Below are 21829 nucleotides of genomic sequence, written 5' to 3'. Positions count from 1 at the left end.
TGATTCCTTTGCCGAACGTCCGGTCGCCGGTGCGTGCGTGACGCCCGAAGTCTCGGATCCCAGACGGAGGTGGGTGGTGGGACGTGGCCCGCGTCACGGACCGGGCCGACGATGGCGACATGTCCAGACCGCTGACCGCTCCGCCCACCCCCGTTGGTGTCGGCGTCGGGCCGCTCGGGCCCGCCGACGTCGTCCGCGTCGCCCGCGACGGCGCCCCGGTGCGGATCACCGCCGAGGCGGTCGAGGCGATGCAGCGCTCCCGCGACGTGGTCGAGTCGCTCGCGGCCGGCCCGGTGCCGGCGTACGGCGTGTCCACCGGGTTCGGCGCGCTGGCGACCCGCCACATCCCCGCCGACCAGCGCGCCCGGCTGCAGCGCTCGCTCGTCCGCTCGCACGCGGCCGGGTCCGGCCCGGAGGTCGAGCGGGAGGTGACCCGCGCGCTGATGCTGCTGCGCCTCTCCACGCTGACGTCGGGGCGCACCGGCGTGCGCCCCGCGACCGCGCAGCTGCTGGCCGACCTGCTGACCCACGGCATCACGCCGGTCGTCCACGAGCACGGCTCGCTCGGCTGCTCGGGCGACCTCGCGCCGCTGTCCCACTGCGCGCTCGCGCTGATGGGGGAGGGCCAGGTCCGCGACGCCGAGGACCGGCTGCGGCCGGCCGCCGAGGCGCTGGCCGCCGCCGGGCTGGCGCCGGTCGAGCTGGCCGCCAAGGAGGGGCTGGCCCTCATCAACGGCACCGACGGGATGCTCGGGATGCTCGTGCTGGCCGTCGAGGACCTGCGGCTGCTGCTGCGCACGGTCGACGTGGCCGCCGCGATGTCGGTCGAGGCGCTGCTCGGCACCGACCGCGTCTTCGCCGCCGAGCTGCAGGCGCTGCGCCCGCACCCGGGCCAGGCCGCGTCGGCGCGCAACCTGGTCGCGCTGCTGGCCGGCTCCGGCGTCGTCGCCTCGCACCGCGGCGACGACTGCAACCGCGTGCAGGACGCCTACTCACTGCGCTGCGCCCCGCAGGTGCACGGCGCGGCCCGCGACACCCTCGACCATGCGGCGCTCGTCGCCTCCCGCGAGCTGGCCGCGACCGTGGACAACCCGGTCGTGCTCGAGGACCGCACCGAGAGCAACGGCAACTTCCACGGGGCACCGGTCGGCTACGTGCTGGACTTCCTCGCGATCGCCGCGGCCGACGTCGCCTCGATCAGCGAGCGGCGCACCGACCGGTTCCTCGACGCCTCCCGCAGCCACGGGCTGCCGCCGTTCCTGGCCCACGACCCCGGGGTCGACAGCGGCCACATGATCGCGCAGTACACCCAGGCAGCGATCGTCTCCGAGCTCAAGCGGCTCGCGGTGCCGGCGTCGGTCGACTCGATCCCGAGCTCGGCGATGCAGGAGGACCACGTCTCGATGGGCTGGTCGGCCGCCCGCAAGCTGCGCCGCGCCGTCGACGGGCTGACCCGGGTGGTCGCCGTCGAGGTGCTGACCGGCGCCCGGGCGCTGGACCTGCGCGCGCCGCTGACCCCCTCGCCCGCCACCGCGGCGGTCGTGCGGCTGCTCCGCGACGCGGAGATCGAGGGACCTGGACCGGACCGCCACCTGGCGCCGGAGATCGAGACGGCCGTCGGCCTCGTGCGCTCCGGCGCCGTCGTCGCCGCCGTCCAGGACGTGATCGGAGAGCTGGCATGAGCGACCGCACCGACAACCGCACGGGGATCCGTGCCGACATCCGCGCCGCGCGGGGCACCGACCTGACCGCCCGGTCGTGGCAGACCGAGGCGCCGCTGCGGATGCTGATGAACAACCTCGACCCCGACGTGGCCGAGAACCCTGCGGACCTCGTGGTCTACGGCGGCACCGGCAAGGCGGCGCGGTCGTGGGCGGCGTACGACGCGTTGTGCTCCTCGCTGGCCGACCTGGCCGACGACGAGACGCTCCTGGTGCAGTCGGGCAAGCCGGTCGGCGTCATGCGCACCCACACCTGGGCGCCGCGGGTGCTCATCGCCAACTCCAACCTGGTCGGGGACTGGGCGAGCTGGGAGGAGTTCCGGCGGCTGGAGGACCTCGGGCTGACGATGTACGGCCAGATGACCGCGGGCTCGTGGATCTACATCGGCACCCAGGGCATCCTCCAGGGCACCTTCGAGACCTTCGCCGCGGTCGCCGAGAAGCTCGCGACCGGCGCCGTCACCGGCCGGGGCGGCTCGCTCGCCGGGACGATCACCGTCACCGCCGGCCTCGGCGGCATGGGCGGTGCCCAGCCGCTCGCGGTCACGATGAACGAGGGCGTCGCGATCTGCATCGAGTGCGACCCCGCCCGCATCGAGCGCCGCATCGAGCACCGCTACCTCGACGTCCGCGCCGACTCCCTCGAGCACGCCCTGGAGCTCGCCGTCGCCGCCCGGGACGAGCGCCGGCCGCTCTCGATCGGCGTGCTCGGCAACGCCGCCGAGCTGCTGCCGCGCCTGGTCGACCTCGACGCCCCGGTCGACGTGGTGACCGACCAGACCTCCGCCCACGACCCGCTGATGTACCTCCCGGTCGGCACCGCCTTCGAGGACTGGGAGCGCGAGCGGTCCGCCGACCCCGCGGGCTTCACCGAGCGGGCGCGCGCCTCGATGGCCGCCCACGTGCGGGCGATGGTCGCGCTGCAGGACCGCGGCGCGGAGGTCTTCGACTACGGCAACTCCATCCGCGACGAGGCGCGCAAGGGCGGCTACGACCGCGCGTTCGACTTCCCCGGCTTCGTGCCGGCGTACATCCGGCCGCTCTTCTGCGAGGGCAAGGGCCCCTTCCGCTGGGCCGCGCTGTCCGGCGACCCCGCCGACATCGCGGCCACCGACCGCGCCGTGCTCGAGCTCTTCCCCGACGACGAGAAGCTGCGGCGCTGGATCACCCTGGCCCAGGAGCGGGTGCACTTCCAGGGGCTGCCGGCGCGCATCTGCTGGCTGGGGTACGGCGAGCGGCACCGTGCCGGGCTGCGCTTCAACGAGATGGTCGCCAGCGGCGAGCTCAAGGCGCCGGTCGTCATCGGCCGCGACCACCTCGACTGCGGGTCGGTCGCCTCGCCCTACCGCGAGACCGAGGCGATGCTCGACGGCTCGGACGCCATCGCGGACTGGGCGCTGCTCAACGCGCTGGTCAACACCGCGTCGGGGGCGACGTGGGTCTCGATCCACCACGGCGGCGGGGTCGGCATCGGCCGCTCGATCCACGCCGGCCAGGTGTGCGTCGCCGACGGCACGCCGCTCGCCGCGGAGAAGATCGAGCGGGTGCTCACCAACGACCCGGGCATGGGGGTCGTCCGGCACGTCGACGCCGGCTACGACAGGGCCGACGAGGTCGCGCGCGAGCGCGGCGTGCGGGTGCCGGTGCCGTTCCGGTCCCGGGAGGGCTGACCACCCGGGACCGGCCCGGGGTCAGCGGCGGTGGTGCGCGCCGAGCGCGTGCAGGGCGTTCCGCGCGGCCTGGTGCCCGATGGAGTAGGCGTCCTCCATGGCGTCGCGGAAGTGCAGGCCACCCCAGATGCGGGCGTTGAAGGCGTCGTGCTCGATCGCGCTGAGCGTCGGGTAGGTCCTGCTCAGCGTCGGGGTGCGCAGCGTCAGCGACGTCTCCTCGCCGAGGACGCGCCGGATGACCTCCGTCGCGGGCGAGGTCACGCAGCCGTGGCCGCTGACGTAGTCGCTGTAGGGCGGGGTCGGCAGCAGCGGGGTCCAGGCCGGGTCGGGGACGGTCGCCGGGTTGCCGTCGCTCGCGGCGCCCCGGATCGCCTCGACCGGGCGCCAGAAGCCGACGTCGCGCTTGAGCCGCCAGCAGGTGATGATCGCGTCGGTCATCGCGCCGTGCATGGCAGCGAAGAGGCCGGTCGTCCGGCGCAGGGACATCGGCTCCGCGGCCAGGTGCTCGACGAGCGCTTCGCCGACCATCGTCGCGGCGTTGGCGGTGAAGAACCCGACCGTCTCGGTCTGCCGGGCGGTACGGTCGGCGCCGGTCGCGCCGCCGGTCCGCATCACCTCGAGGTAGTCCATCGCGTAGGCCCAGCTGCGGAGGCCGTCGGGGCCGTCGACCCGGATCGGTCGGTCCGAGAGCAGCGGGTCCACCGAGCCGAGCCAGGGGGCGAGCATGGTGGTGCCGGGGGCCGGCTGCCACACGCCCGGGCCGGCGGGCACGTCGTACACGACCGTTGCGTCGCCGCGGCCGTCGTCCGCGCGCTCGCTCACCATCCGGCGCGCGGCGTCGGCGCCGACGTGCATCCCGCCCGTGCGGTCCGACCCCGGTGGGACGGACGCCAAGCTGGTGGCCAGAGCGGCGTCCAGGGCGGCGCGGCTGGCCGGGAAGTACGCCGCCAGCACGCCGTGCGCGGCCACCGCCACGGCCGCGGGGCCCGAGGCGTCGCGGTGGTCGGCCCAGCGGGCGGCCCGGTGCATCGCGACCGAGGTGAACCCGAGGTAGGGGATGCCGACCGGGATCGGTGTCGCGGCCTCGGTGTAGACGGTCCGCATCGCGACCCGCTCCCAGTCGAGGACGACCGTCCCGGGCCCGGCGGCGGACGCGGTCGCCGTGGACGCGGGCGCGGCCGGACCGGCCGTCGGGGCGGCGCCGGCCAGTGGCGTCGCCGCGGCCGGGAGGAGGAGGGCGGCGGCCGCGAGCAGCAGCGCGGTGCGGGGACGGGGTCGGGTGCGCATGGCGGGCCTCCGGGGTCGGGATCGGACCGCTCCACCGTCCCGCCGGCACCCGGCGACCGCTATTCGCGTCAGCGCGAAGGTCCGCCGCCGGCGCGCACGAGCCGCTCGCGCAGGTCCAGGTCGGGCCCGTCGCGCAGCTGCACCGCGGCGACCGCGGCCTGCCGGTTGGGGACCGCGAGCTTGCGGTAGACGTGCTCGAGGTGCTTGCGCACCGTGCTGGTCGAGACCGAGAGCCGCCGGGCGATCTCGTCGTTGGTCCGCCCGGCGGCGACGTGCATCAGCACCCGGCGCTCCTGCGCGGTCAGGCAGTCCGGCACGCCGCGGACCGGGCGCTCGCGGACCAGCCGCTGGAGCACGGGGCTGACCAGGGCCAGCATCGCGACGTCGTGGTCGCGGAACGCGCGGGTGCAGCGCGCGAGCCACAGCACCGTGACCCGGTCGGGCGCGTTCGGCACCGCCAGGCGCAGGGAGTCGACCCGGCCGCGGCCCTCGCGGCCCTGGCCGCGGCTGATCCGGCACGAGCGGTCCGTCGAGGTGACGGCGCCGCGCAGGTCCCGCACGTCGCCGAACGTCCCGGGCGGCAGGTCCACGGCCTCCAGGACGACGCCCCCGCCGGTGCACAGGGCCGCGGCGACCTCGTCGCACGGGACCAGGCGGGCGACGAGGGCGAGCACGCGGCGGTCGGGGAGCGCGACGCCGGGGACCGGCTCGCTGGCGGCGAGGGCGGTCAGCGCCGCCTGCTCGGGGGCGTGCAGCAGGAGGTCGGGCACCGCTCGCGCCTCCTCACCGCAGGACCTGTCGACGCTAGTCCCGTCGACGGGGTCGCCGCATGGCTCAAACAGGGGACGTGCGGGTCCGGCGCACCATGGGCGCGACCGGCGAGAAGAGCAGCGCCTCGGGCAGGACGAGCAGCACGTCCCGCCGGCCGGTCAGGGCGACCAGGCCCTCGCGGACCGCCGAGCGCAGCTCGAAGCGCCCCTCCCAGACCTGGTAGAGCGTCGACAACGACGAGTCCAGCCAGATGTCGACGTCGTGCCCGGGGTCGGTGAAGCACAGCGAGACGTCCTCGGGCGAGATGACGAACCAGAACCGTCGGCGGCGTCCCTCGCTCAGCCGCACGTGCAGCACCACCCGCCGGCCACCGAACGGCGCCGGGTCGATGCCGCTGCGGATCCACCACATCAGCACGGTCGGGTCGAGCTCGTCGGTGCGGGGCTCGCCGAAGGCCCACCGGGCGCCCCACTCGGCCAGGCCGAAGATGACCGGGTGCAGGTCGCGGCACGCCGGGGTGGGGACGTAGCCCTCGGGCGAGCGGGTGACCAGCCCGTGCCGCTCGAGCAGGTCGAGCCGCTTGGACAGGATCGCCCGCGACATCCCGGGCAGGCCGCGGGAGAGCTCGTTGAAGTGCGTGGCCCCCAGCAGCAGGTCCCGGACGATGAGCAGCGTCCACCGGTCGCCGAGGATCTCGAGCGAGCGGGTGATCGGGCAGTACTGCCCGTACCGGGTCATCACCCCATCGTGCGCCTCCCGGTTCACTTTGTGAACTGGTCGGGCCCCTCGGACCGGAGGACGGTCGAGGAATGACCCAGACACTTGCCACCCCGACCACCCCGACCACGCCCCCCGAGGCGACCAGCACCTCGCCCGTCACCGACGAGCAGGTGGTCGCCCTGGCCGCCGAGGTCGGCGCCGCCGCCGCCGACCACGACGCCCGCCACGACCGCGACGCGACGTTCGTGACCGAGGCGTACGACGCCGCGCACGCCAACGGCTACCTGCGCCTGGCCGTGCCGGCCGACCTCGGCGGCGGCGGCGCGACCATCCGCCAGGTGGCGCTGGGGCAGGAGGAGCTCGGCCGCTGGTCGGGCGCCGCGGCGCTGGCCTCGACCATGCACCACTACCTGACCTTCGTGCAGCGCTGGCGCCGGTTCCGCGGGGCGGCAGGCGCCGACGACGTGCTGCGGGCCGTGGCCGGCGGGCTGGTCATGGCGACCAGCGGCGGCTCGGACTGGGTGAGCCCCACGACGGTCGCCACGCCGGTCGAGGGCGGCTACCGGCTCGACGGGCGCAAGACGTTCTGCAGCCAGGCGCCGGTCGCCGGTGTCATCTCCACCAGCGCGGTGGTCGGCGAGCCCGGCCCGGGGGCGGAGGTCATCCACGCCGGCGTACCCCTCTCGGCCGAGGGCGTGTCGATCGTGGAGACCTGGGACACCCTCGGCATGCGGGGCACCGCCAGCCACGACCTCGTGCTCGACGGCGTCTTCCTGCCGGCCGCGAAGGTGCTGGGGACCCGGCCGTACGGCGTGCTCGCCGGCCCGTTGCTCGTGGCCGCGATCCACTTCGCGCCGCTCGCCGGCGCGGCGTACCTCGGCGTCGGCCGGGGCGCCTGCGACGAGGCCGCCCGGCTGCTCCGCACGCGCCCCGACCCGGCCGCCGGGGCGGTCCGCGCGGTCGGCGAGATGCGGGCGCGGCTGCAGGTGGCGCACTGGGCGCTGCTCGGTGCGCTGGCGGAGACCGGGGACGACCTGCCCGCCGACGCGGCGACGCTCGCGACCCTCATGACGGCGAAGCGCGACGCGGTCCTCGCCGCCCGCGCGGTCGTGGACCAGGCGATGGAGGTCGCGGGCGGGGCTGCGTTCTTCAAGCGGTCCCCGCTCGAGCGGGCCTACCGCGACGCCCGCGGCGGCCCGTTCCACCCGCTGACCCCGGAGGCCACCCTCGACCTGCTCGGCCGGCGGGCGCTCGCCGACGGGTGAGCCCGGCCGGCACGGGGCACCGTGACGCCCGTGAGCGCGAGCACCGACCGATGGGGCATCCAGCAGGACTGGATCGACGCCGACGACGCCCCGCAGCGGGCCAGCGACGCGACCGTCGCCCGGCTGCGGGAGGTCATCGGCGAACCGCCCGCCGACCTCGAGGACCGGGCGCCGGTCGTGACCCGGCCCGGCCGCTCGACGGGGCTGCGGTCGACGGTCTCGTGCGAGGACGGCTCGACCCGCGAGCTCGACGACGTCGTGCCGGACGACTTCCCGCTGGGCTACCACCGGCTCGCCGACGGCCGCCGGCTGGTCGTCTCGCCGGGCCGGTGCCACGTGCCCCAGGAGCAGTCGTGGGGCTGGACGGTGCAGCTGTACGCCGCGCGGTCGCGCCGCAGCTGGGGCATCGGCGACCTGCGTGACCTGCGGACCCTCCGCGAGTGGACCGAGCGGCTCGGCGGCGGGTTCCTGCTGGTCAACCCCCTGCACGCGGTCGCGCCGAACCTGCCGCAGGAGACCAGCCCCTACCTGCCGGCCACCCGCCGCTTCCGCAACCCCGTCTACCTCGCCGTCGAGGACGTCCCCGGCGTCGAGCCGGCCGACCTCGAGCGCCACGACGCGGAGCTCGCGACCCTGCGGTCGGCCGAGCTGGTCGAGCGCGACGGTGCGTGGGCGCTGAAGCGGTCGGTGCTGCGGGCGGTCTTCGACCGGTCGACCCCCGACCCGGCCTTCGTCGCGTGGCGGGAGGCCGCCGGGCAGGCCGTCGAGGGGTGGGCCACCTGGTGCGCGCTGGCCGAGGAGCACGGCCCCGACCGGCTCGCCTGGCCCGAGGCGGTCCGGCGCGAGGACGCGGGCGGGGTGGCGGCGTACGTCCGCGAGCACGGCGACGACATCTCCTTCCACGTCTGGCTGCAGTGGCTGCTGGACGTGCAGCTGCGCGCCGCGACCGGGTCGAGCACGGTGCTGCAGGACCTGCCGATCGGCGTCTCCGGCAGCGGCGCGGACGCGTGGGCGTGGGACGACGTGCTGGCCCCCGGCGTCGCCGTCGGCGCGCCGCCGGACATGCTCAACTCCGTCGGGCAGGACTGGGGCTCGCCGCCGCTGGTGCCGTGGCGGCTGCGGGCGGCCGACTACGAGCCGTTCGTCGAGTCGATCCGCGGCACGATCGCCGGCGCCGGTGGGCTGCGCATCGACCACGTGATGGGGCTCTTCCGGCTGTGGTGGATCCCCGACGGCGCCGGGCCGCAGGAGGGCGCCTACGTGCGCTACCCGGCCGACGACCTGCTCGACATCGTCGCGCTCGAGTCGCACCGCGCCGGCGCGGTCGTCGTCGGCGAGGACCTCGGCACCGTCGAGCCCGGGGTGCGCGAGGCGCTGGCCGAGCGCGGGATCCTGTCCTACAAGGTGCTGTGGTTCGAGGACGAGCCGGCCACCGACTGGCCGGCCGGCGCCCTGGCCGCCGTCACGACCCACGACCTGCCCACTGTCGCGGGGCTCTGGACCGGCTCGGACGCCGAGGACCAGCTCGCCTCGACCGACATGGCCGAGTCCGACGTGCGCTCCGGCCGCGAGGACCTGCTGGCCCGGCTGCGCCGCGACGGGCTCGCCGAGGACGCACCCGTCGAGGACGCCGTCGCCGAGGCCTACCGCCAGCTCGGGACCGCCCCCTCCCTGCTGCTGTCCGCCGCCCTCGAGGACGCCGTCGCCGAGGAGCGCCGCCCGAACGTCCCGGGCACCACCGAGCGCGACAACTGGCGGCTGCCCCTCGGCGTACCCCTCGACGAGCTGACCGCCGACCCCGGCCACCCCGGCGTCGTGCGCCTGGTGGAGGCGCTGCGTGGCGGCTGACCCTTCTTCTTGGCCTTCTCGTGGCCCGGCTCCTGGCCCGGGTGCTGGCTCGGGTGTCGACCTGGTCGCGCTGCTCGAGCGGCTGCCGGAGGGCTGGTCGGAGGTGACCTACGCCGGCCGCCGCTGGGGCGTCACCCGGGTGGTCCGGGTCGGCGGTCGCCAGCAGAGCGTGTACGCCGAGGACCTCGCCGGCACCGACGTCGTCAGCGCGAACCTCTACCTCACCACCACCGGCCCCACCCTCAGGCCCTGCGAGATGCCCGCCGACGTGGTGCTGGAGTTCCTCGTGGGGTGGGTGTGACGGATGTGGCATGCAGGCGTACCACCTATTGGTGGTACGCAGGACGTTCTGGGGTGATGCATCGGCCCAGAACGTCAGGCATCCCACCTATTGGTGGTACGCCTGCACCCCCTCAGCCCAGCGCCCGGATCGCCTCGTGGATCGAGAGCGTCCGGCGGGCGGAGTCGACGTGGAGGTTCTCCACCATCCGGCCGTTGTAGGTGACGACGCCGGAGCCGGCGCCGTCCTCCCAGGCCTGGATCAGCCCGCGGGCGTCCTCGACGGCCTGCTCGGAGGGGGCGAAGGCGGCGTTGGCGCCCTCGACCTGGCCGGGGTGGATGAGGGTCTTGCCGTCGAAGCCCATCTCGCGGCCCTGGCGGCACTCGGCGAGGAAGCCGTCGGTGTCCTTGACGTCGTTGTAGACGCCGTCGAGCACGGCGATGCCGGCGGCCCGGGCGGCGAGCAGCGCGGTGTGCAGCGACGGGAGGATCGGGGCGCGGCCGGGGACGTGCTCGGCGTACAGCTCCTTGACCAGGTCGTTGGTGCCGATGACGAACGCGGTCAGCCGCTCGCTGGCGCGGGCGATGGCGAGGGCGTCGAGGATCGCGACCGGGGTCTCGATCATCGCCCAGAGCGTGGTGTGGTCGGGGGCGCCGGCCCTCTCGAGGGCCGCGACGAGCTGGTGGACCTCGTCGGCGGAGCCGACCTTGGGCACGACGACCGCGTCGGGGCCGGCCTGGGCGATGGCCGCGATGTCGGCGTCGTGCCACTGGGTGCCGATGCCGTTGGCACGGATGGTGACGGTACGACGGCCGTAGTCGCCGCTGGCGGCCGCGGCGCAGGCGGACTCGCGCGCCGCGTCCTTGGCATCGGGGGCGACGGCGTCCTCGAGGTCGAGGATCAGTGCGTCGCACGCGATCGACTTGGCCTTCTCCAGCGCCCGCTCGTTGGAGCTGGGCATGTAGAGGACGCTGCGCAGCGGGGTGAAGGTGGGCTCGCTCATGCTCAGGCCTCCTGCTCGTCGGAGTCGGCGCCGATGGCGTCGTACTGCTTCTTCAGCTCCGGGTCGACCGCCGCCAGCTGCTCGGCGAGCTCGACCATCACCAGGCACTGCTTGAGCGAGGCGTCGTCCTCCATCTTCCCGTCGAGCATCACCGCCCCGGTGCCGTCGCCCATGGCGGCGACGACGCGGCGGGCGTGGGCGACGTCCTCGACGCTGGGGCTGAAGACCTTGTTGGCGATCGCGATCTGCTTGGGGTGCAGGCTCCACGTCCCGACGCAGCCCAGGAGGAACGCGTTGCGGAACTGGTCCTCGCACGCGGTCGTGTCGGAGATGTCGCCGAACGGGCCGTAGTAGGCGTAGATCCCGTGCATGGCGCACGCGTCGACCATGCGGGCGATCGTGTAGTGCCACAGGTCCTGCTGGTACGTCGCCCGGCTGGCCTCGAGGTTGGCCACGCCGCCGACGCGCGGCGGGTCCTCGCGGACGAGGTAGCCGGGGTGGCCGCCACCGACGCGGGTGGTCTTCATCCGGCGGTCCGCGGCCAGGTCGGCCGGGCCGAGGGAGAGGCCCTGCATGCGCGGGCTGGCGCCGCAGATCTCCTCGACGTTGGCCACGCCGCGGGCGGTCTCGAGGATCGCGTGGACGAGGATCGGCTTGTCGAGCCCGGCCTTGGCCTCGAGCTGGGCGAGCAGCCGGTCGACGTAGTGGATGTCCTCGGCGCCCTGCACCTTCGGCACCATGATCACGTCGAGCTTGTCGCCGATCGCCGGCACGAGCGTGGTGAGGTCGTCGAGCACCCACGGGCTGTCGAGGGCGTTGATCCGGGTCCACAGCTGGGTGGGCCCGAAGTCGGTGCCCTGCGCGATCTCGACGAGGCCGTTGCGGGCGGCCTCCTTGTTGTCGGCCTTGACGGCGTCCTCGAGGTTGCCGAGCAGCACGTCGACCGTGCCGACCATGTCGGGGATCTTGGCGGCCATCTTGGGGTTGCTCGGGTCGAAGAAGTGGATCGCCCGGCTCGGGCGGGCCGGGATCTCCCGCAGCGGCGCGGGCGCGCCGAGGGCGAGAGGCCGGAAGAAGTCCTTGGGGCTGCGGCTCGCTGCGGTCATGGGGCGGAAGTTAGCAGCGGGCGGTTACCGCTCGGTATGACGCACCCGACAGTGTGGGTCAGCCGGGGACGGGCTCGGGCTCGGCCGCGGGCGCGCCGCGCTCGAGACGTCGTACGTCGCGCGAGAGCAGCGACCCGAGCGCGGAGGCGACCATGATCACCGCGACCACGACCAGCCAGGTGTCGAACCCCGCGACGGCGGCGACCGGGCCGGTCAGCGCGAGGCCGACCGGCCGCGCCACGAACGAGCCGACGAGGTCGAAGGAGTAGACCCGCGCGAGCTTGTCGGTCGGGACGTTCTCCTGGATGGCGAGGTTCCAGAAGACGTCGAAGACCTGCAGGCCGAACCCGTGGAGGAACGCCCCGAGCAGCACGACCTCGAGCCGGTCGGAGAGCGCCATCGCCAGCGGGAACGCCGCGGTCAGGCTCAGGAGCGGGACGCCGACCATCATCGTGCGGCGAGGGCGCCACCACAGGCAGACCAGTCCGCCGACGACGAAGCCGGCCATCAGGGTGCCGAGCGCGACGCCCCAGGCGGTCCGGCCGAAGTCGTCGCCGACCACGATCGGGCCGAGCACGCTCTGCGCCCCGCCGTAGAAGAGGTGGTAGAGCAGCGCCTGGCTGATGAGCAGCCACAGCCAGGAGTGGCGCACGACCTCGCGCCATCCGTCGCCGAGGTCGGTGAGCATCGAGCCCGAGGTGCCGCTGCGGCCGCCCTCGACGCGGAGCCGGCCGTAGCAGAGCGCGGCCACCGCGAAGGTGAGCGCGTCGAGGCCGATCGCCCAGCCGGCGCCGACCGCGGTGACGAGCACGCCGCCGAGCGTGTAGCCGACCATCGCCGCGGAGGTCTGCACGAGCGGGCGGAGGGCGACGGCGGAGGCGAGGTCCTCCGGCGGCACGGTCAGCCGGGTCATCGCCTGGGAGGAGGGCTGGCTGAGCGCGGCGAGGCAGCCGTTGAGCACGCCGACGACGCCGATGAACGGGATCGTCGCCCAGCCCTGCAGCAGCGCGACGGCGAGCACCACCTGGGTGAGCGAGCACGCGGCGGCCGAGCCCTCCATGAGCAGGCGGCGCGAGACCCGGTCGCCCAGCACGCCGCCGAGCAGGGCGGTCACCACCTCGGCCAGCGCGAACGCCGCGACCACCAGCCCCAGGTCGGTCGCCGAGCCGCCGAGGTCGAGCACGGCGAAGGCGAGCGCCACCGGCGTGACGGCGTTGCCCAGCCCGCTGGTCGCGGTGCCGGTCACCAGCAGCCGGAAGTCGCGGTGGCGCAGGGCTGCGGTTCCGGCGGGCACCCGCGGAGGCTAGTGCTCGCTAGCGGCGGCGCTGCCACCAGCGTCGGCGCGGCTCCGGGCGGGAGGCGGCGAGGGCCGCGCGCTGCGCCTCGAGGCGGGCGGCGCGGCGCTCGCGCCACGCGGTGACGGTGGCGTCGACGTCGCGGGGCATGGTCACCAGCGGCGGGCCGGGGGAGAGGGAGTAGCGGGCCTTGATGACCCGCGCGTTGAAGTCCTCGACCTCGCGGCGCACGTCGCCCTCGAACGCGATCGTGTCGAGGTGGTCGTCGAGGCCGGCGTCCTCCTTGCGCAGCGCGACGCTGGGCGGGAGGACGGTGATCTGCTCGCGCTCGACCAGCCGCTTGATCCACCAGTCGGGGTCGTGCTCGCGGCCGAGGTCCTTGATCGGCTTCCCGGCGCCGGGCAGGTCGTCGAACTCGCCCTTGGCCATCGCCACCCGGACCTGCTGGTCGACCCAGGAGGCCTGGTGGGCGATCCGGGCGTGGGCGGCGGAGTGGCCGCTGCGCTTGCGGCGCTCGGCCTCGTCCTCGGTGCGCGAGCGCTCGGTGGGGCGGGCGTTCTCGGGGCGCTGATCCGGACGCTGCTCGGGACGGTCGCTCATCGGGTGATTCCTCCGCCGCCGAGTCTAGGAGCGGCGGGGTAGCGCGGCCGGGTCAGAAGGGGAGGAACATCGAGACCATCGCGAACGCCACGGCGCCGAGCACGCCGGCCGCGACGCCGGCCAGCGCCATCGCCGGGACCGGCTTGTGGCGCAGGAGCAGCGCGAGACCGGTGAGCAGCAGGGCGACCAGCATCGGCACGCCGAGCAGGAACGCGAAGAGCACGCCGATGCCCGCCGTCGAGCTCTCCGAGTCCCACGCGTCCGCGGCCCACACCCAGGCGAGGGTCAGGCCGGCGACCGACAGCAGCAGGTCGGCGGTGGTGAGGGTGCGGAGGACGAGGGCGCGGGTCGCGGTGGTCATGCCTCCAGCCTGGCGACGTACGCCGCCGGGCGCATGAGCCCCGGGGCTCAGGTCGGCCGGGTGCTCGCGCCCGGCCGCCCTCAGACCCAGGTCGTCTGCTCCTCGACCGGCGAGCCGGTGGCGGCGCGTGCGGGCATCCGCAGCAGCACGAGCGCGGCGAGCAGCGCGGCGACGGCGCAGATCGACCACACGGTGAGGTAGCCGCTCAGCGGGGCCTGCCCCTCGTCGGGCCCCTCGAGGGAGCCGGTCGCGGCCAGCGCGATCGCGAAGACCGACGAGGCGAGCGCGCCGCCGACGGTCTTGGTCGCGTTGGTCATGCCGGTGGCGAAGCCGGTGCGCTCCGACGGGGCGGCCGCGGCGGCGGTGGCCGGCAGGGCCGCGACGAGGGCGCCGGAGCCGAGGCCGATGACGGCCATGTTGGTCAGGGCCTGGGCGGTGGTGTCGTGCAGCGGCAGCCACAGCGCGTAGCCGAGGGCGACGAGCAGCGCCGAGCAGACCAGCGCGTTGCGGGCCCCGAGCAGCCGCGAGGTGAGCGGGAGCGTGAACGCGCCGATCGCCATGAAGACCACGTAGACGCCGATGAGGGTGGAGACGAACGACGCGCTGGCGCCGAGGCCGTAGCCGGCGACGTCGGGGTCGGTGCGGGCGAAGGTCGACAGCGGGATCTGCGCGCCCAGCACCGACATGCCGAAGAGGAACGCGGTGAGCTGCACCGGCCACTGCCCGGCGCTGCGCAGGAGCCGCACGTCGACGATCGGGTCGGGTCGCGCGTCCTCGTGGCGCACGAACGGCACGAGGGTCGCGACGCCGGCGAGCACCAGCGCCCAGGCCAGCACGCTGCCGGGGCCCTCGAGCCGGACGACGACCAGGCCGGCCATCACCAAGCCGAGCGCGGCGCTGACGAGCGCGAGCCCGCCCCAGTCGAAGCGGGACCAGTCGACGCCGTCGGGCGACTCGCCGGGGACGTCCTCGACGCCGAACCAGATGAGCACCAGGCACAGCGTGACCGCGACGGCCGGGAGGGCGAGGAGCACGGTCATCGAGGTCGACTCGACGAGCGCGCCGGAGGTCAGCGCGCCGATGATGACGGCGAGCTCGAGCGCGCCGACCAGGACGGCGGCGGCCCGGCGGGTCAGCAGCGACTGGCGGCCGGTGCCGGCGGTGCGGCGGTGGATGATCGCGACCTCGAGCGGCAGCCACACGACGTACGCACCCTGCAGCGCCCACCCGACGAGGAACGTCGTGAAGCCCGGCGCGAGGGCCAGGACCCAGGAGCCGATCGCGGTGACGGCGGTGGAGAGCAGCAGCACCTTCTTGTGGCCGACCAGGTCGCCCAGGCGCGCCAGCGGCGGCACGACGAGCGCGGAGACGATCAGCTGCGCCGCCTCGAACCAGTTGACGTCGGCGTCCTGGATCCCCAGGTGGTCGGCGATGTCGGTGAAGATCGGCGTGTAGTAACCCTGCAGGATGCCGCTGGCGAGCTCGACGCAGACGAGGAAGCCGACGATCGCGGCGAGGCCGCGGACCTTCGGGTCCGAGGTGAGCGGGGCGCGGGTGCCGGTCATGGCTGGCCTCTCATGCGGGGAGCCTCTCGATCAGGCGGCGGTACCACCGCACGCCGTCCAGGAACGCGTCGACGCCCAGGTGCTCGTCGTAGGAGTGGATCGACTCGCGCTGGGCCTTGGTCATGCGGAACGGCGCGAACCGGTAGACCCGGTCGCAGATGCGGGTGAAGAACCGCGAGTCGGTGGCGGCCATCATCACGTACGGCGCCGGGACGGCGTCGGGGAACAGCTCGGCGATCGTGGTCTCGACGAGCCCGAACGCCTCGTCGCGCGGGGAGACCGGGCTCGGCTCGTTCTGCTCCACGACGTCGATGTGGACCTGGTCGTCGGCGACGACCTTGCGCACGTGCTCCAGCACGCCCGCGACCGTGTCGCCGACCATGATCCGGATGTTGACGCCGGCCTTCGCGGTCGCGGCGACGACGTTCAGCGCCGGGCTGCCCGACAGCGTGGTCACGGCGAACGTCGTGCGGGTCATCGCGGCCGGCTCGGGCCCGGCCGCGACGAGCGCGCGGGTCAGCACCGGCCCGAGGCGACCGGCGTTGGCCATCAGGGCGCGCAGCGGAAGCGGGGCGTGCGGGGCCATCCGGCGGAAGAGCTCGATGGTCGGCTCGGGGGTGCTCGCCGGCATCGGGGAGCGGTCGATGCGGGTGATCGCGCGGGCGATCCGGGCCGTCGGCCCCATCCGTGCCGGCGTCGAGGCGTGGCCGCCGCGGCCCTCGACGCGCAGCTCGAGGGAGGTGACGCCCTTCTCGGTCACGCCGACCACCCCGACCGGCGCGGCCACGCCGGGGAACGCCTCGCTCGCCACCGCGCCGCCCTCGTCGAGGACGAACCACGGCCGCACGTCGCGGCGCGCCAGCTCCTCCACGGCGAGCGTGGCGGCCTCGCCGGAGACCTCCTCGTTGCAGCCGAAGGAGAGCCAGACGTCCTGCGCCGGGACGAAGCCGTCCTCGAGCAGGGTCTCGACCGCCTCGCAGATCGCGGCGACGCAGCCCTTGTCGTCGAGCGTGCCGCGGCCCCAGATGCTGCCGTCGACGACGTCGCCGGAGAAGGGCGGGTGCTGCCAGGTGCCCTCGACCGGCACGACGTCGAGGTGGGCCATCAGCACGACCGGCCGCTCGCTGCTGCGGCCCGGCCAGCGCAGCAGCAGGGCGTGGGTCGGGATCCGGGTGAGCTCGAGCCGCTCGTGCAGCAGCGGGAACTGGCGCTCCAGCTCGACCAGCAGCCGGTCGAACGCGTCGGTGTCGACCAGCGACCAGTCGCGGTGACTGACCGTCGGGATCCGCACGAGTGCCTGCAGCTTCCCGACGGCGCGGCTGTGGTCACGTGTGCCCTCGCGGGCGCCCTCCCCTGGCGTCACCGGCGCGACGCTACCGCCCGCGAGCGGTCTCGGATGCGAGATCGCCGCACCGGGTCGACGCTTGCCCGGGCGGAGCGCGGCCGGTGGGATGGGGCGCGTGCCCCTATCGCTGCTGGTCGCGCCCCCACCGGCCCCGGTGGACGACCTCGTCGACCGGCTTACGTGGCCGGCGGCTGGGCGAGCCCTGCGCGCCGGTGTCCGGCACGCGGTGGCCGACGGTGATCGCGCCGACCGGGTCGAACTCCGGGGGGATGTCGAAGGCCTCCTTCAGCCGCGGGTAGGCCTCCGGGGGCACGCCGAAGAAGCAGGCGCCGAGGCCCTCGTCGACGGCCGTCTGCAGGACCAGCAGGCTGGCCATCGCGGCGTCCATGTGCCAGAACGGCACCGGCCAGCGGGCCTCCTCCTGGTCGGTCCAGCCCTTGTCCGGCTCGGCGTAGCGGCCGAGGTAGGCGGCCTTGCTGCTGCACGGCACCACGATCACCGGCGCGGTCATCATCCCGGCCAGCCACGCGTCCGGGTCGGCGATCGCCGCCGGGCCGGCGGTCGACTCCCAGTAGCGACGGACGTCCTCGGGGGCCTCCAGCACGAGGAAGCCCCAGCCCTGGCTGAAGCCGGCGCTCGGGGCGCGCGTGGCGTTGTCGACCAGGCGGGTGACGACCGCGGGGTCGACCGGCCGGTCGTCGTACCTGCGGACCATGCGGCGGCGACGGACGACGTCCTGGAACTCCATGCCCGGAAGTATGGGCCGAGCGATGGCTGAGCGGGTCGACGACCTCGAGCGGATGTGGGCCGACCTGGCGCCGGTGGGCCGGTCGGCTTGCACCGGCGGCTACCTGCGGCAGCCGTGGACGAGCGCCGAGCTGGAGCTGCGCGCGTGGTTCGGCGAGCAGGCGGCCGCGCGGGGGCTGGCGGTCGAGACCGACGCGGTCGGCAACACCGTCGCGTGGTGGGAGGCGGGGACCGGCCCGGGCGTGCTGACCGGCTCCCACCTGGACTCGGTCGTCGAGGGCGGGGCGTACGACGGCCCGCTCGGCGTGGTCTCCGCGCTCGCGGCCGTCGACCGGTTGCGCGAGCGCGGCGTCGAGCCGGCCCGGCCGCTGGGCGTCGGGGTCTTCGTCGAGGAGGAGGGCTCGCGGTTCGGGCTGGCCTGCCTGGGGTCGCGGCTCGCGACCGGGTCGGCCGCCTGGGCCGACGTCGAGGGGCTCACCGACCGCGACGGCATACGGCTGGGCGACGTGGTCGAGGGCGGTTCCTCCTCGCTGCTCGCGGGCGTCGGGAGCTTCGTCGAGCTCCACGTCGAGCAGGGCCGGGCGCTGGTCGACCTCGACGCGGCGGTCGGGGTCGCGAGCGGGATCTGGCCGCACGGGCGGTGGCGCTTCGACTTCACCGGCACCGCCGACCACGCCGGCACCACGCGGATGGAGGACCGCGCCGACCCGATGCTGACGTTCTCCGTGACGGCGCTGGCGGCCGACAAGCAGGCACGGCTGGCCGCTCCGCACGCGCGGGCCACCTTCGGCCGGGTCGAGGTCGCCCCCAACGGCACCAACGCGATCCCCTCGCGGGTCACCGCCTGGCTCGACGCGCGGTGCTCCTCGGACGACGCGTTGGACGCGCTCGTGGCGGCGGTGACCGACCACGCCGTGGCCCGGGCGGAGCGGGACGGGACCGCGGTCACGGTGAAGGCCGAGTCCGTCTCGGGGGCCGTGTCGTTCGAGCCGTCGGTGGTCGCGGGGGTCGCCGGGCCGCGGCGGTGGCCGGTGCTGCCGACCCAGGCCGGCCACGACGCCGGCGTGCTGTCGGCGGCCGGCATCCCCAGCGCGATGGTCTTCGTCCGCAACCCCACCGGCGTCTCGCACTCCCCGGCCGAGCACGCCGAGGTGGCCGACTGCCTCGCCGGGGTCGAGGCGCTGGCCGACGTGCTCGAGGAGGCGCTGCGGTGAGCGACCGGCTGCTGCTCGAGCGGGCCTGGGTGGACGGGGCGGTCCGCGACGACGTGCTCGTCGAGGTCGCGGGCGGGCGGTTCACCACGGTCGCGGCCGGTGTCGCTGATGCTGCTGGCGCCGCCGGCGCCGAGCGGGTACCCGGGCTCGCGCTGCCCGGGCTCGCCAACTGCCACAGCCACGCCTTCCACCGGGCGCTGCGCGGTCGCACGCAGCGGGGGAGCGGGACGTTCTGGACCTGGCGCGAGCAGATGTACGCCGTCGCCGGCCGGCTCACGCCCGAGACCTACCACCGGCTCGCCCGCGCGGTCTTCCGCGAGATGGTCGCCGCCGGCATCACGACCGTCGGGGAGTTCCACTACCTGCACCACCGGCCCGGCGGCACGCCGTACGACGACCCGAACGCCGTCGGGCTCGCGCTCGCCGACGCCGCCAGCGAGGTCGGCATCCGGCTGGTGCTGCTCGACGCGTGCTACCTCAGCTCGGGGTTCGGTGCGCCGCCCACCGCCGTGCAGCGGCGCTACTCCGACGGGTCCGCGGCCGGGTGGAGCGACAGGACCGCACAATGGCGCAGCTGTGTCGCCGCCGGCCGGCTCCGGGTCGGCGCGGCGGTCCACTCGGTGCGGGCGGTGCCGCGCGGGGAGCTCGGCGCGTTCCGGGGCCGGGCGCCGCTGCACGTGCACCTCTCCGAGCAGCCGGCCGAGAACGACGAGTGCCGGGCGGCGTACGGCGTCACCCCCACGCGGCTGCTCCACGACGCCGGCCTGCTGGGGCCGGGCACGACCGTCGTGCACGCCACCCACCTGACCGACGAGGACGTCGCGCTGCTGGGGGACAGCGGCACGACCGCCTGCTTCTGCCCGACCACCGAGCGCGACCTCGGCGACGGCATCGGGCCCGGCCGGCGGCTGCTCGAGGCCGGCGCCCGGCTGAGCCTGGGGTCGGACAGCCACGCGGTCGTCGACCTGTTCGAGGAGATGCGGGCGCTCGAGCTCGACGAGCGGCTCGCGACCCGCACCCGTGGTCACTGGACCGCCGCCGAGCTGCTCGCCGCCGCCACCCGGCACGACAGCCTGGGCGTCGACGACGCCGGCGCGATCGCGGTCGGGCAGCGGGCGGACCTGGTGGTGCTCGACACCGCGTCGGTCCGCACCGCGGGCACCGGTGCCGACGAGCACACGGCCGTCTTCGCGGCGAGCGCCGCCGACGTCGTGCGGACGATGGTCGACGGCCGGTTCGTGTGGGACCGGGACGAGGACGGTGCGGCGCAGGCCCTCGGGAACGAGCTCGCCGCCGCGATCGAGGAGGTGTGGCGGTGACCGGCGTGAGCACCCTGCTGACCGGCATCGGCGAGCTGGTCACCAACGACCCCGAGCGGACGGGGGACGGGCCCGACGGGCGGATCGGCGTCGTCGAGCGGGCGGCGGTCGTGGTGGAGGGCTCGCGGGTCGCCTGGATCGGGCCGGCCGCCGACGCGCCGGCCGCGGACGCGGTCGTCGACGCGGGCGGCCGGGCGGTGCTGCCCGGGTTCGTCGACAGCCACAGCCACCTGGTCTTCGCCGGCGACCGGGCGGGCGAGTTCGCGGCGCGCATGGCCGGGACGGCGTACGCCGCCGGCGGTATCCGCACCACCGTCGCCGCCACCCGCGCCGCCACCGACGAGCAGCTGCTCTCCGGCGCGCGGCGGCTGGTCGACGAGATGCTGCGGCAGGGCACGACCACCGTCGAGGTGAAGAGCGGCTACGGCCTGACCGTCCGCGACGAGGCGCGCAGCCTCGCCATCGCCCGCACGCTGACCGAGGAGACGACCTACCTGGGCGCCCACGTCGTGCCCGAGGGCACCACGCCCGAGCAGTACGTCGCGCTGGTGACCGGGCCGATGCTCGACGCCGCCGTCGAGCACGCGCGCTGGGTCGACGCGTTCTGCGAGCGGGGTGCCTTCGACGTCGACCAGGCGCGGACCGTGCTCCTCGCCGGCATGGAGCGCGGCCTGCGCGGCCGGCTCCACGCCAACCAGCTCGGCCCCGGCCCCGGCGTGCGGCTGGCCTGCGAGCTCGGCCTCGCCGCCGTCGACCACTGCACCTACCTCGAGGACGCCGACGTCGACGCGCTGCGCGACAGCGGCACGGTGGCGACGCTGCTGCCCGGCGTGGAGTTCTCGACCCGCCAGCCCTACCCGGACGCGCGGCGGCTGCTCGACGCCGGCGTGACCGTCGCGCTGGCCAGCGACTGCAACCCGGGGTCGTCCTTCACCTCCTCGATGCCGTTCTGCGTCGCGCTCGCCGTGCGGGAGATGGGGATGACGCCGGCCGAGGCCGTGTGGGCGGCCACCGCCGGCGGTGCCCGGGCGCTCGACCGCGACGACGTCGGCGTGCTCGCCGTCGGCCGCCGGGCTGACCTCGTCCTCCTCGACGCCCCCTCGCACGTGCACCTCGCCTACCGCCCCGGCGTCCCTCTCGTCGCCGGCGTCTGGCAGCGGGGCCGGCCCGTCCTCGGCGCCACCACCCTCCCCGCCGGCTGAGCGCACCCGCGCTCCTCGCTGGTCGAGCAGGGAGCCCTGGCGAGCGTTCAGTAGGCCCGGTGACCGTCCCCAGCGCCCTGCGCCCCTCACCGGGTTTCGACACGCTCGGCGCCGGGGCGCCTCACGGCTCAACCAGCGGGAGGGCGGTCTCGACCGGCGGCGTGGCGTCGTGTGTCGGATCACGCCCGTGGGTATCGGCCAGAGGTCCGGACCCGACCCCAGCCCTGGAGGCAGCGATGACCAGCACCCCCGACGAGCCCCTCTCCGACGACGACATGACCACGGTCCCGGCCGGCGACCCGTCCCAGGGCATCGGCGACTCCGACGGCACGGACTCCGACGGCACCGACGGTGACGCCACGGACGGCGACGCCACCGACACCACGGACGGCGACGGGAGCGACTCGGACGGCTCGGACTCGGACGGCACGGACAGCGACGCCACGGACGGTGACGCCACCGACACGACGGACGGCGACGGCAGCGACTCCGACGGCACCGACGCCTGAC

The 21829-nt window shown here is 75.2% G+C and carries 20 protein-coding genes; 9 read left to right on the top strand and 11 right to left on the bottom strand.

Going from position 1 to position 21829, the window contains the following annotated elements:
• Positions 1-131 precede the first annotated feature (131 nt).
• Both hutH and hutU read left to right on the top strand, forming a co-directional pair.
• On the top strand, positions 132-1682 hold the full coding sequence (gene hutH, locus QWY29_RS05690) for a histidine ammonia-lyase (protein WP_439117409.1): 1551 nt from the start codon (positions 132-134) through the stop codon (positions 1680-1682).
• Positions 1679-3391, top strand: a complete 1713-nt coding sequence (hutU, locus tag QWY29_RS05685; RefSeq protein WP_300959726.1) for a urocanate hydratase — start codon at positions 1679-1681, stop codon at positions 3389-3391. The genes hutH and hutU overlap by 4 nt, the downstream gene beginning before the upstream one ends.
• Positions 3392-3412: 21 nt before the next feature.
• Here the strand turns inward: hutU and QWY29_RS05680 are convergent, their stop codons facing one another.
• From QWY29_RS05680 to QWY29_RS05670, 3 genes are all read right to left on the bottom strand, one after another.
• Positions 3413-4678 carry a vanadium-dependent haloperoxidase gene (locus QWY29_RS05680; RefSeq protein ID WP_300959725.1) on the bottom strand — a complete coding sequence of 422 codons (1266 nt, stop codon included), beginning with the start codon at positions 4676-4678 and terminating at the stop codon, positions 3413-3415.
• Positions 4679-4746: 68 nt separating this feature from the next.
• A complete protein-coding gene (locus QWY29_RS05675; protein ID WP_300959724.1) occupies positions 4747-5448 on the bottom strand; it encodes a helix-turn-helix transcriptional regulator in 702 nt (233 codons plus the stop codon).
• 64 nt (positions 5449-5512) lie between these two features.
• Positions 5513-6187 carry a winged helix-turn-helix transcriptional regulator gene (locus QWY29_RS05670; RefSeq protein ID WP_300959723.1) on the bottom strand — a complete coding sequence of 225 codons (675 nt, stop codon included), beginning with the start codon at positions 6185-6187 and terminating at the stop codon, positions 5513-5515.
• Positions 6188-6258: 71 nt separating this feature from the next.
• On the opposite strand from QWY29_RS05670, the gene QWY29_RS05665 reads away from it, so the two are divergent.
• Genes QWY29_RS05665 through QWY29_RS05655 form a run of 3 tightly spaced genes read left to right on the top strand, consistent with a single transcriptional unit; the run spans position 6259 to position 9583 of the window.
• Complete coding sequence (locus QWY29_RS05665; protein ID WP_300959722.1) at positions 6259-7434, top strand: acyl-CoA dehydrogenase family protein; 1176 nt, start codon at positions 6259-6261, stop codon at positions 7432-7434.
• A gap of 30 nt (positions 7435-7464) precedes the next feature.
• Positions 7465-9282, top strand: coding sequence for a 4-alpha-glucanotransferase (malQ, locus tag QWY29_RS05660; protein ID WP_300959721.1), 1818 nt, complete (start codon positions 7465-7467; stop codon positions 9280-9282).
• Positions 9272-9583, top strand: a complete 312-nt coding sequence (locus QWY29_RS05655; protein WP_300959720.1) for a peptide methionine sulfoxide reductase — start codon at positions 9272-9274, stop codon at positions 9581-9583. The genes malQ and QWY29_RS05655 overlap by 11 nt, the downstream gene beginning before the upstream one ends.
• 112 nt (positions 9584-9695) lie before the next feature.
• On the opposite strand, the gene QWY29_RS05650 is transcribed toward QWY29_RS05655, so the two are convergent.
• The 8 genes from QWY29_RS05650 to QWY29_RS05615 form a co-directional block, all read right to left on the bottom strand.
• Positions 9696-10565, bottom strand: a complete 870-nt coding sequence (locus tag QWY29_RS05650; RefSeq protein WP_300959719.1) for an HpcH/HpaI aldolase/citrate lyase family protein — start codon at positions 10563-10565, stop codon at positions 9696-9698.
• A 2-nt stretch (positions 10566-10567) separates the two neighbouring features.
• On the bottom strand, positions 10568-11671 hold the full coding sequence (locus QWY29_RS05645; RefSeq protein ID WP_300959718.1) for an HpcH/HpaI aldolase/citrate lyase family protein: 1104 nt from the start codon (positions 11669-11671) through the stop codon (positions 10568-10570).
• A 58-nt stretch (positions 11672-11729) separates the two neighbouring features.
• The gene (locus QWY29_RS05640) at positions 11730-12965 is read right to left on the bottom strand and encodes an MFS transporter (protein ID WP_300959717.1); all 1236 of its coding nucleotides are present in this window, start codon (positions 12963-12965) and stop codon (positions 11730-11732) included.
• Between the two features lie 19 nt (positions 12966-12984).
• Positions 12985-13566, bottom strand: coding sequence for a DnaJ family domain-containing protein (locus QWY29_RS05635; protein ID WP_300959716.1), 582 nt, complete (start codon positions 13564-13566; stop codon positions 12985-12987).
• Positions 13567-13618: 52 nt separating this feature from the next.
• A complete protein-coding gene (locus tag QWY29_RS05630; protein WP_300959715.1) occupies positions 13619-13927 on the bottom strand; it encodes a hypothetical protein in 309 nt (102 codons plus the stop codon).
• Between the two features lie 80 nt (positions 13928-14007).
• Positions 14008-15492, bottom strand: a complete 1485-nt coding sequence (locus QWY29_RS05625; RefSeq protein ID WP_300959714.1) for an MFS transporter — start codon at positions 15490-15492, stop codon at positions 14008-14010.
• 10 nt (positions 15493-15502) lie between these two features.
• The gene (locus tag QWY29_RS05620; RefSeq protein WP_300959713.1) at positions 15503-16855 is read right to left on the bottom strand and encodes a M20/M25/M40 family metallo-hydrolase; all 1353 of its coding nucleotides are present in this window, start codon (positions 16853-16855) and stop codon (positions 15503-15505) included.
• 103 nt (positions 16856-16958) lie between these two features.
• Positions 16959-17585 (bottom strand): nitroreductase family protein, encoded by a 627-nt coding sequence (locus QWY29_RS05615; protein WP_300959712.1) that lies wholly within the window; start codon positions 17583-17585, stop codon positions 16959-16961.
• Positions 17586-17607: 22 nt separating this feature from the next.
• On the opposite strand from QWY29_RS05615, the gene QWY29_RS05610 reads away from it, so the two are divergent.
• From QWY29_RS05610 to QWY29_RS05595, 4 genes are all read left to right on the top strand, one after another.
• Complete coding sequence (locus QWY29_RS05610; protein WP_300959711.1) at positions 17608-18798, top strand: allantoate amidohydrolase; 1191 nt, start codon at positions 17608-17610, stop codon at positions 18796-18798.
• Positions 18795-20117, top strand: a complete 1323-nt coding sequence (locus QWY29_RS05605; protein ID WP_300959710.1) for a formimidoylglutamate deiminase — start codon at positions 18795-18797, stop codon at positions 20115-20117. The genes QWY29_RS05610 and QWY29_RS05605 overlap by 4 nt, the downstream gene beginning before the upstream one ends.
• Positions 20118-20122: 5 nt before the next feature.
• Complete coding sequence (gene hutI / locus QWY29_RS05600; RefSeq protein ID WP_300960381.1) at positions 20123-21319, top strand: imidazolonepropionase; 1197 nt, start codon at positions 20123-20125, stop codon at positions 21317-21319.
• A gap of 236 nt (positions 21320-21555) precedes the next feature.
• The gene (locus QWY29_RS05595) at positions 21556-21828 is read left to right on the top strand and encodes a hypothetical protein (protein ID WP_300959709.1); all 273 of its coding nucleotides are present in this window, start codon (positions 21556-21558) and stop codon (positions 21826-21828) included.
• The last annotated feature ends 1 nt before the right edge of the window (position 21829 follow it).

The organism is Nocardioides abyssi (assembly GCF_030412915.1).
Classification (GTDB): domain Bacteria; phylum Actinomycetota; class Actinomycetes; order Propionibacteriales; family Nocardioidaceae; genus Nocardioides; species Nocardioides abyssi.
The sequence above is the reverse complement of the archived record's forward strand: the minus strand, read 5'-3'. Positions and strand labels throughout refer to the sequence as shown.

Bases quoted from the DNA above. Each gene is read 5' to 3' on its own strand.
- QWY29_RS05680 (WP_300959725.1), bottom strand. From the start codon at position 4,678: ATGCGCACCCGACCCCGTCCCCGCACCGCGCTGCTGCTCGCGGCCGCC.
- QWY29_RS05665 (WP_300959722.1), top strand. From the start codon at position 6,259: ATGACCCAGACACTTGCCACCCCGACCACCCCGACCACGCCCCCCGAG.
- QWY29_RS05650 (WP_300959719.1), bottom strand. From the start codon at position 10,565: ATGAGCGAGCCCACCTTCACCCCGCTGCGCAGCGTCCTCTACATGCCC.
- QWY29_RS05625 (WP_300959714.1), bottom strand. From the start codon at position 15,492: ATGACCGGCACCCGCGCCCCGCTCACCTCGGACCCGAAGGTCCGCGGC.
- QWY29_RS05595 (WP_300959709.1), top strand. From the start codon at position 21,556: ATGACCAGCACCCCCGACGAGCCCCTCTCCGACGACGACATGACCACG.
- QWY29_RS05645 (WP_300959718.1), bottom strand. From the start codon at position 11,671: ATGACCGCAGCGAGCCGCAGCCCCAAGGACTTCTTCCGGCCTCTCGCC.
- QWY29_RS05610 (WP_300959711.1), top strand. From the start codon at position 17,608: ATGGCTGAGCGGGTCGACGACCTCGAGCGGATGTGGGCCGACCTGGCG.
- hutU (WP_300959726.1), top strand. From the start codon at position 1,679: ATGAGCGACCGCACCGACAACCGCACGGGGATCCGTGCCGACATCCGC.
- QWY29_RS05630 (WP_300959715.1), bottom strand. From the start codon at position 13,927: ATGACCACCGCGACCCGCGCCCTCGTCCTCCGCACCCTCACCACCGCC.
- QWY29_RS05615 (WP_300959712.1), bottom strand. From the start codon at position 17,585: ATGGAGTTCCAGGACGTCGTCCGTCGCCGCCGCATGGTCCGCAGGTAC.
- QWY29_RS05635 (WP_300959716.1), bottom strand. From the start codon at position 13,566: ATGAGCGACCGTCCCGAGCAGCGTCCGGATCAGCGCCCCGAGAACGCC.
- QWY29_RS05670 (WP_300959723.1), bottom strand. From the start codon at position 6,187: ATGACCCGGTACGGGCAGTACTGCCCGATCACCCGCTCGCTCGAGATC.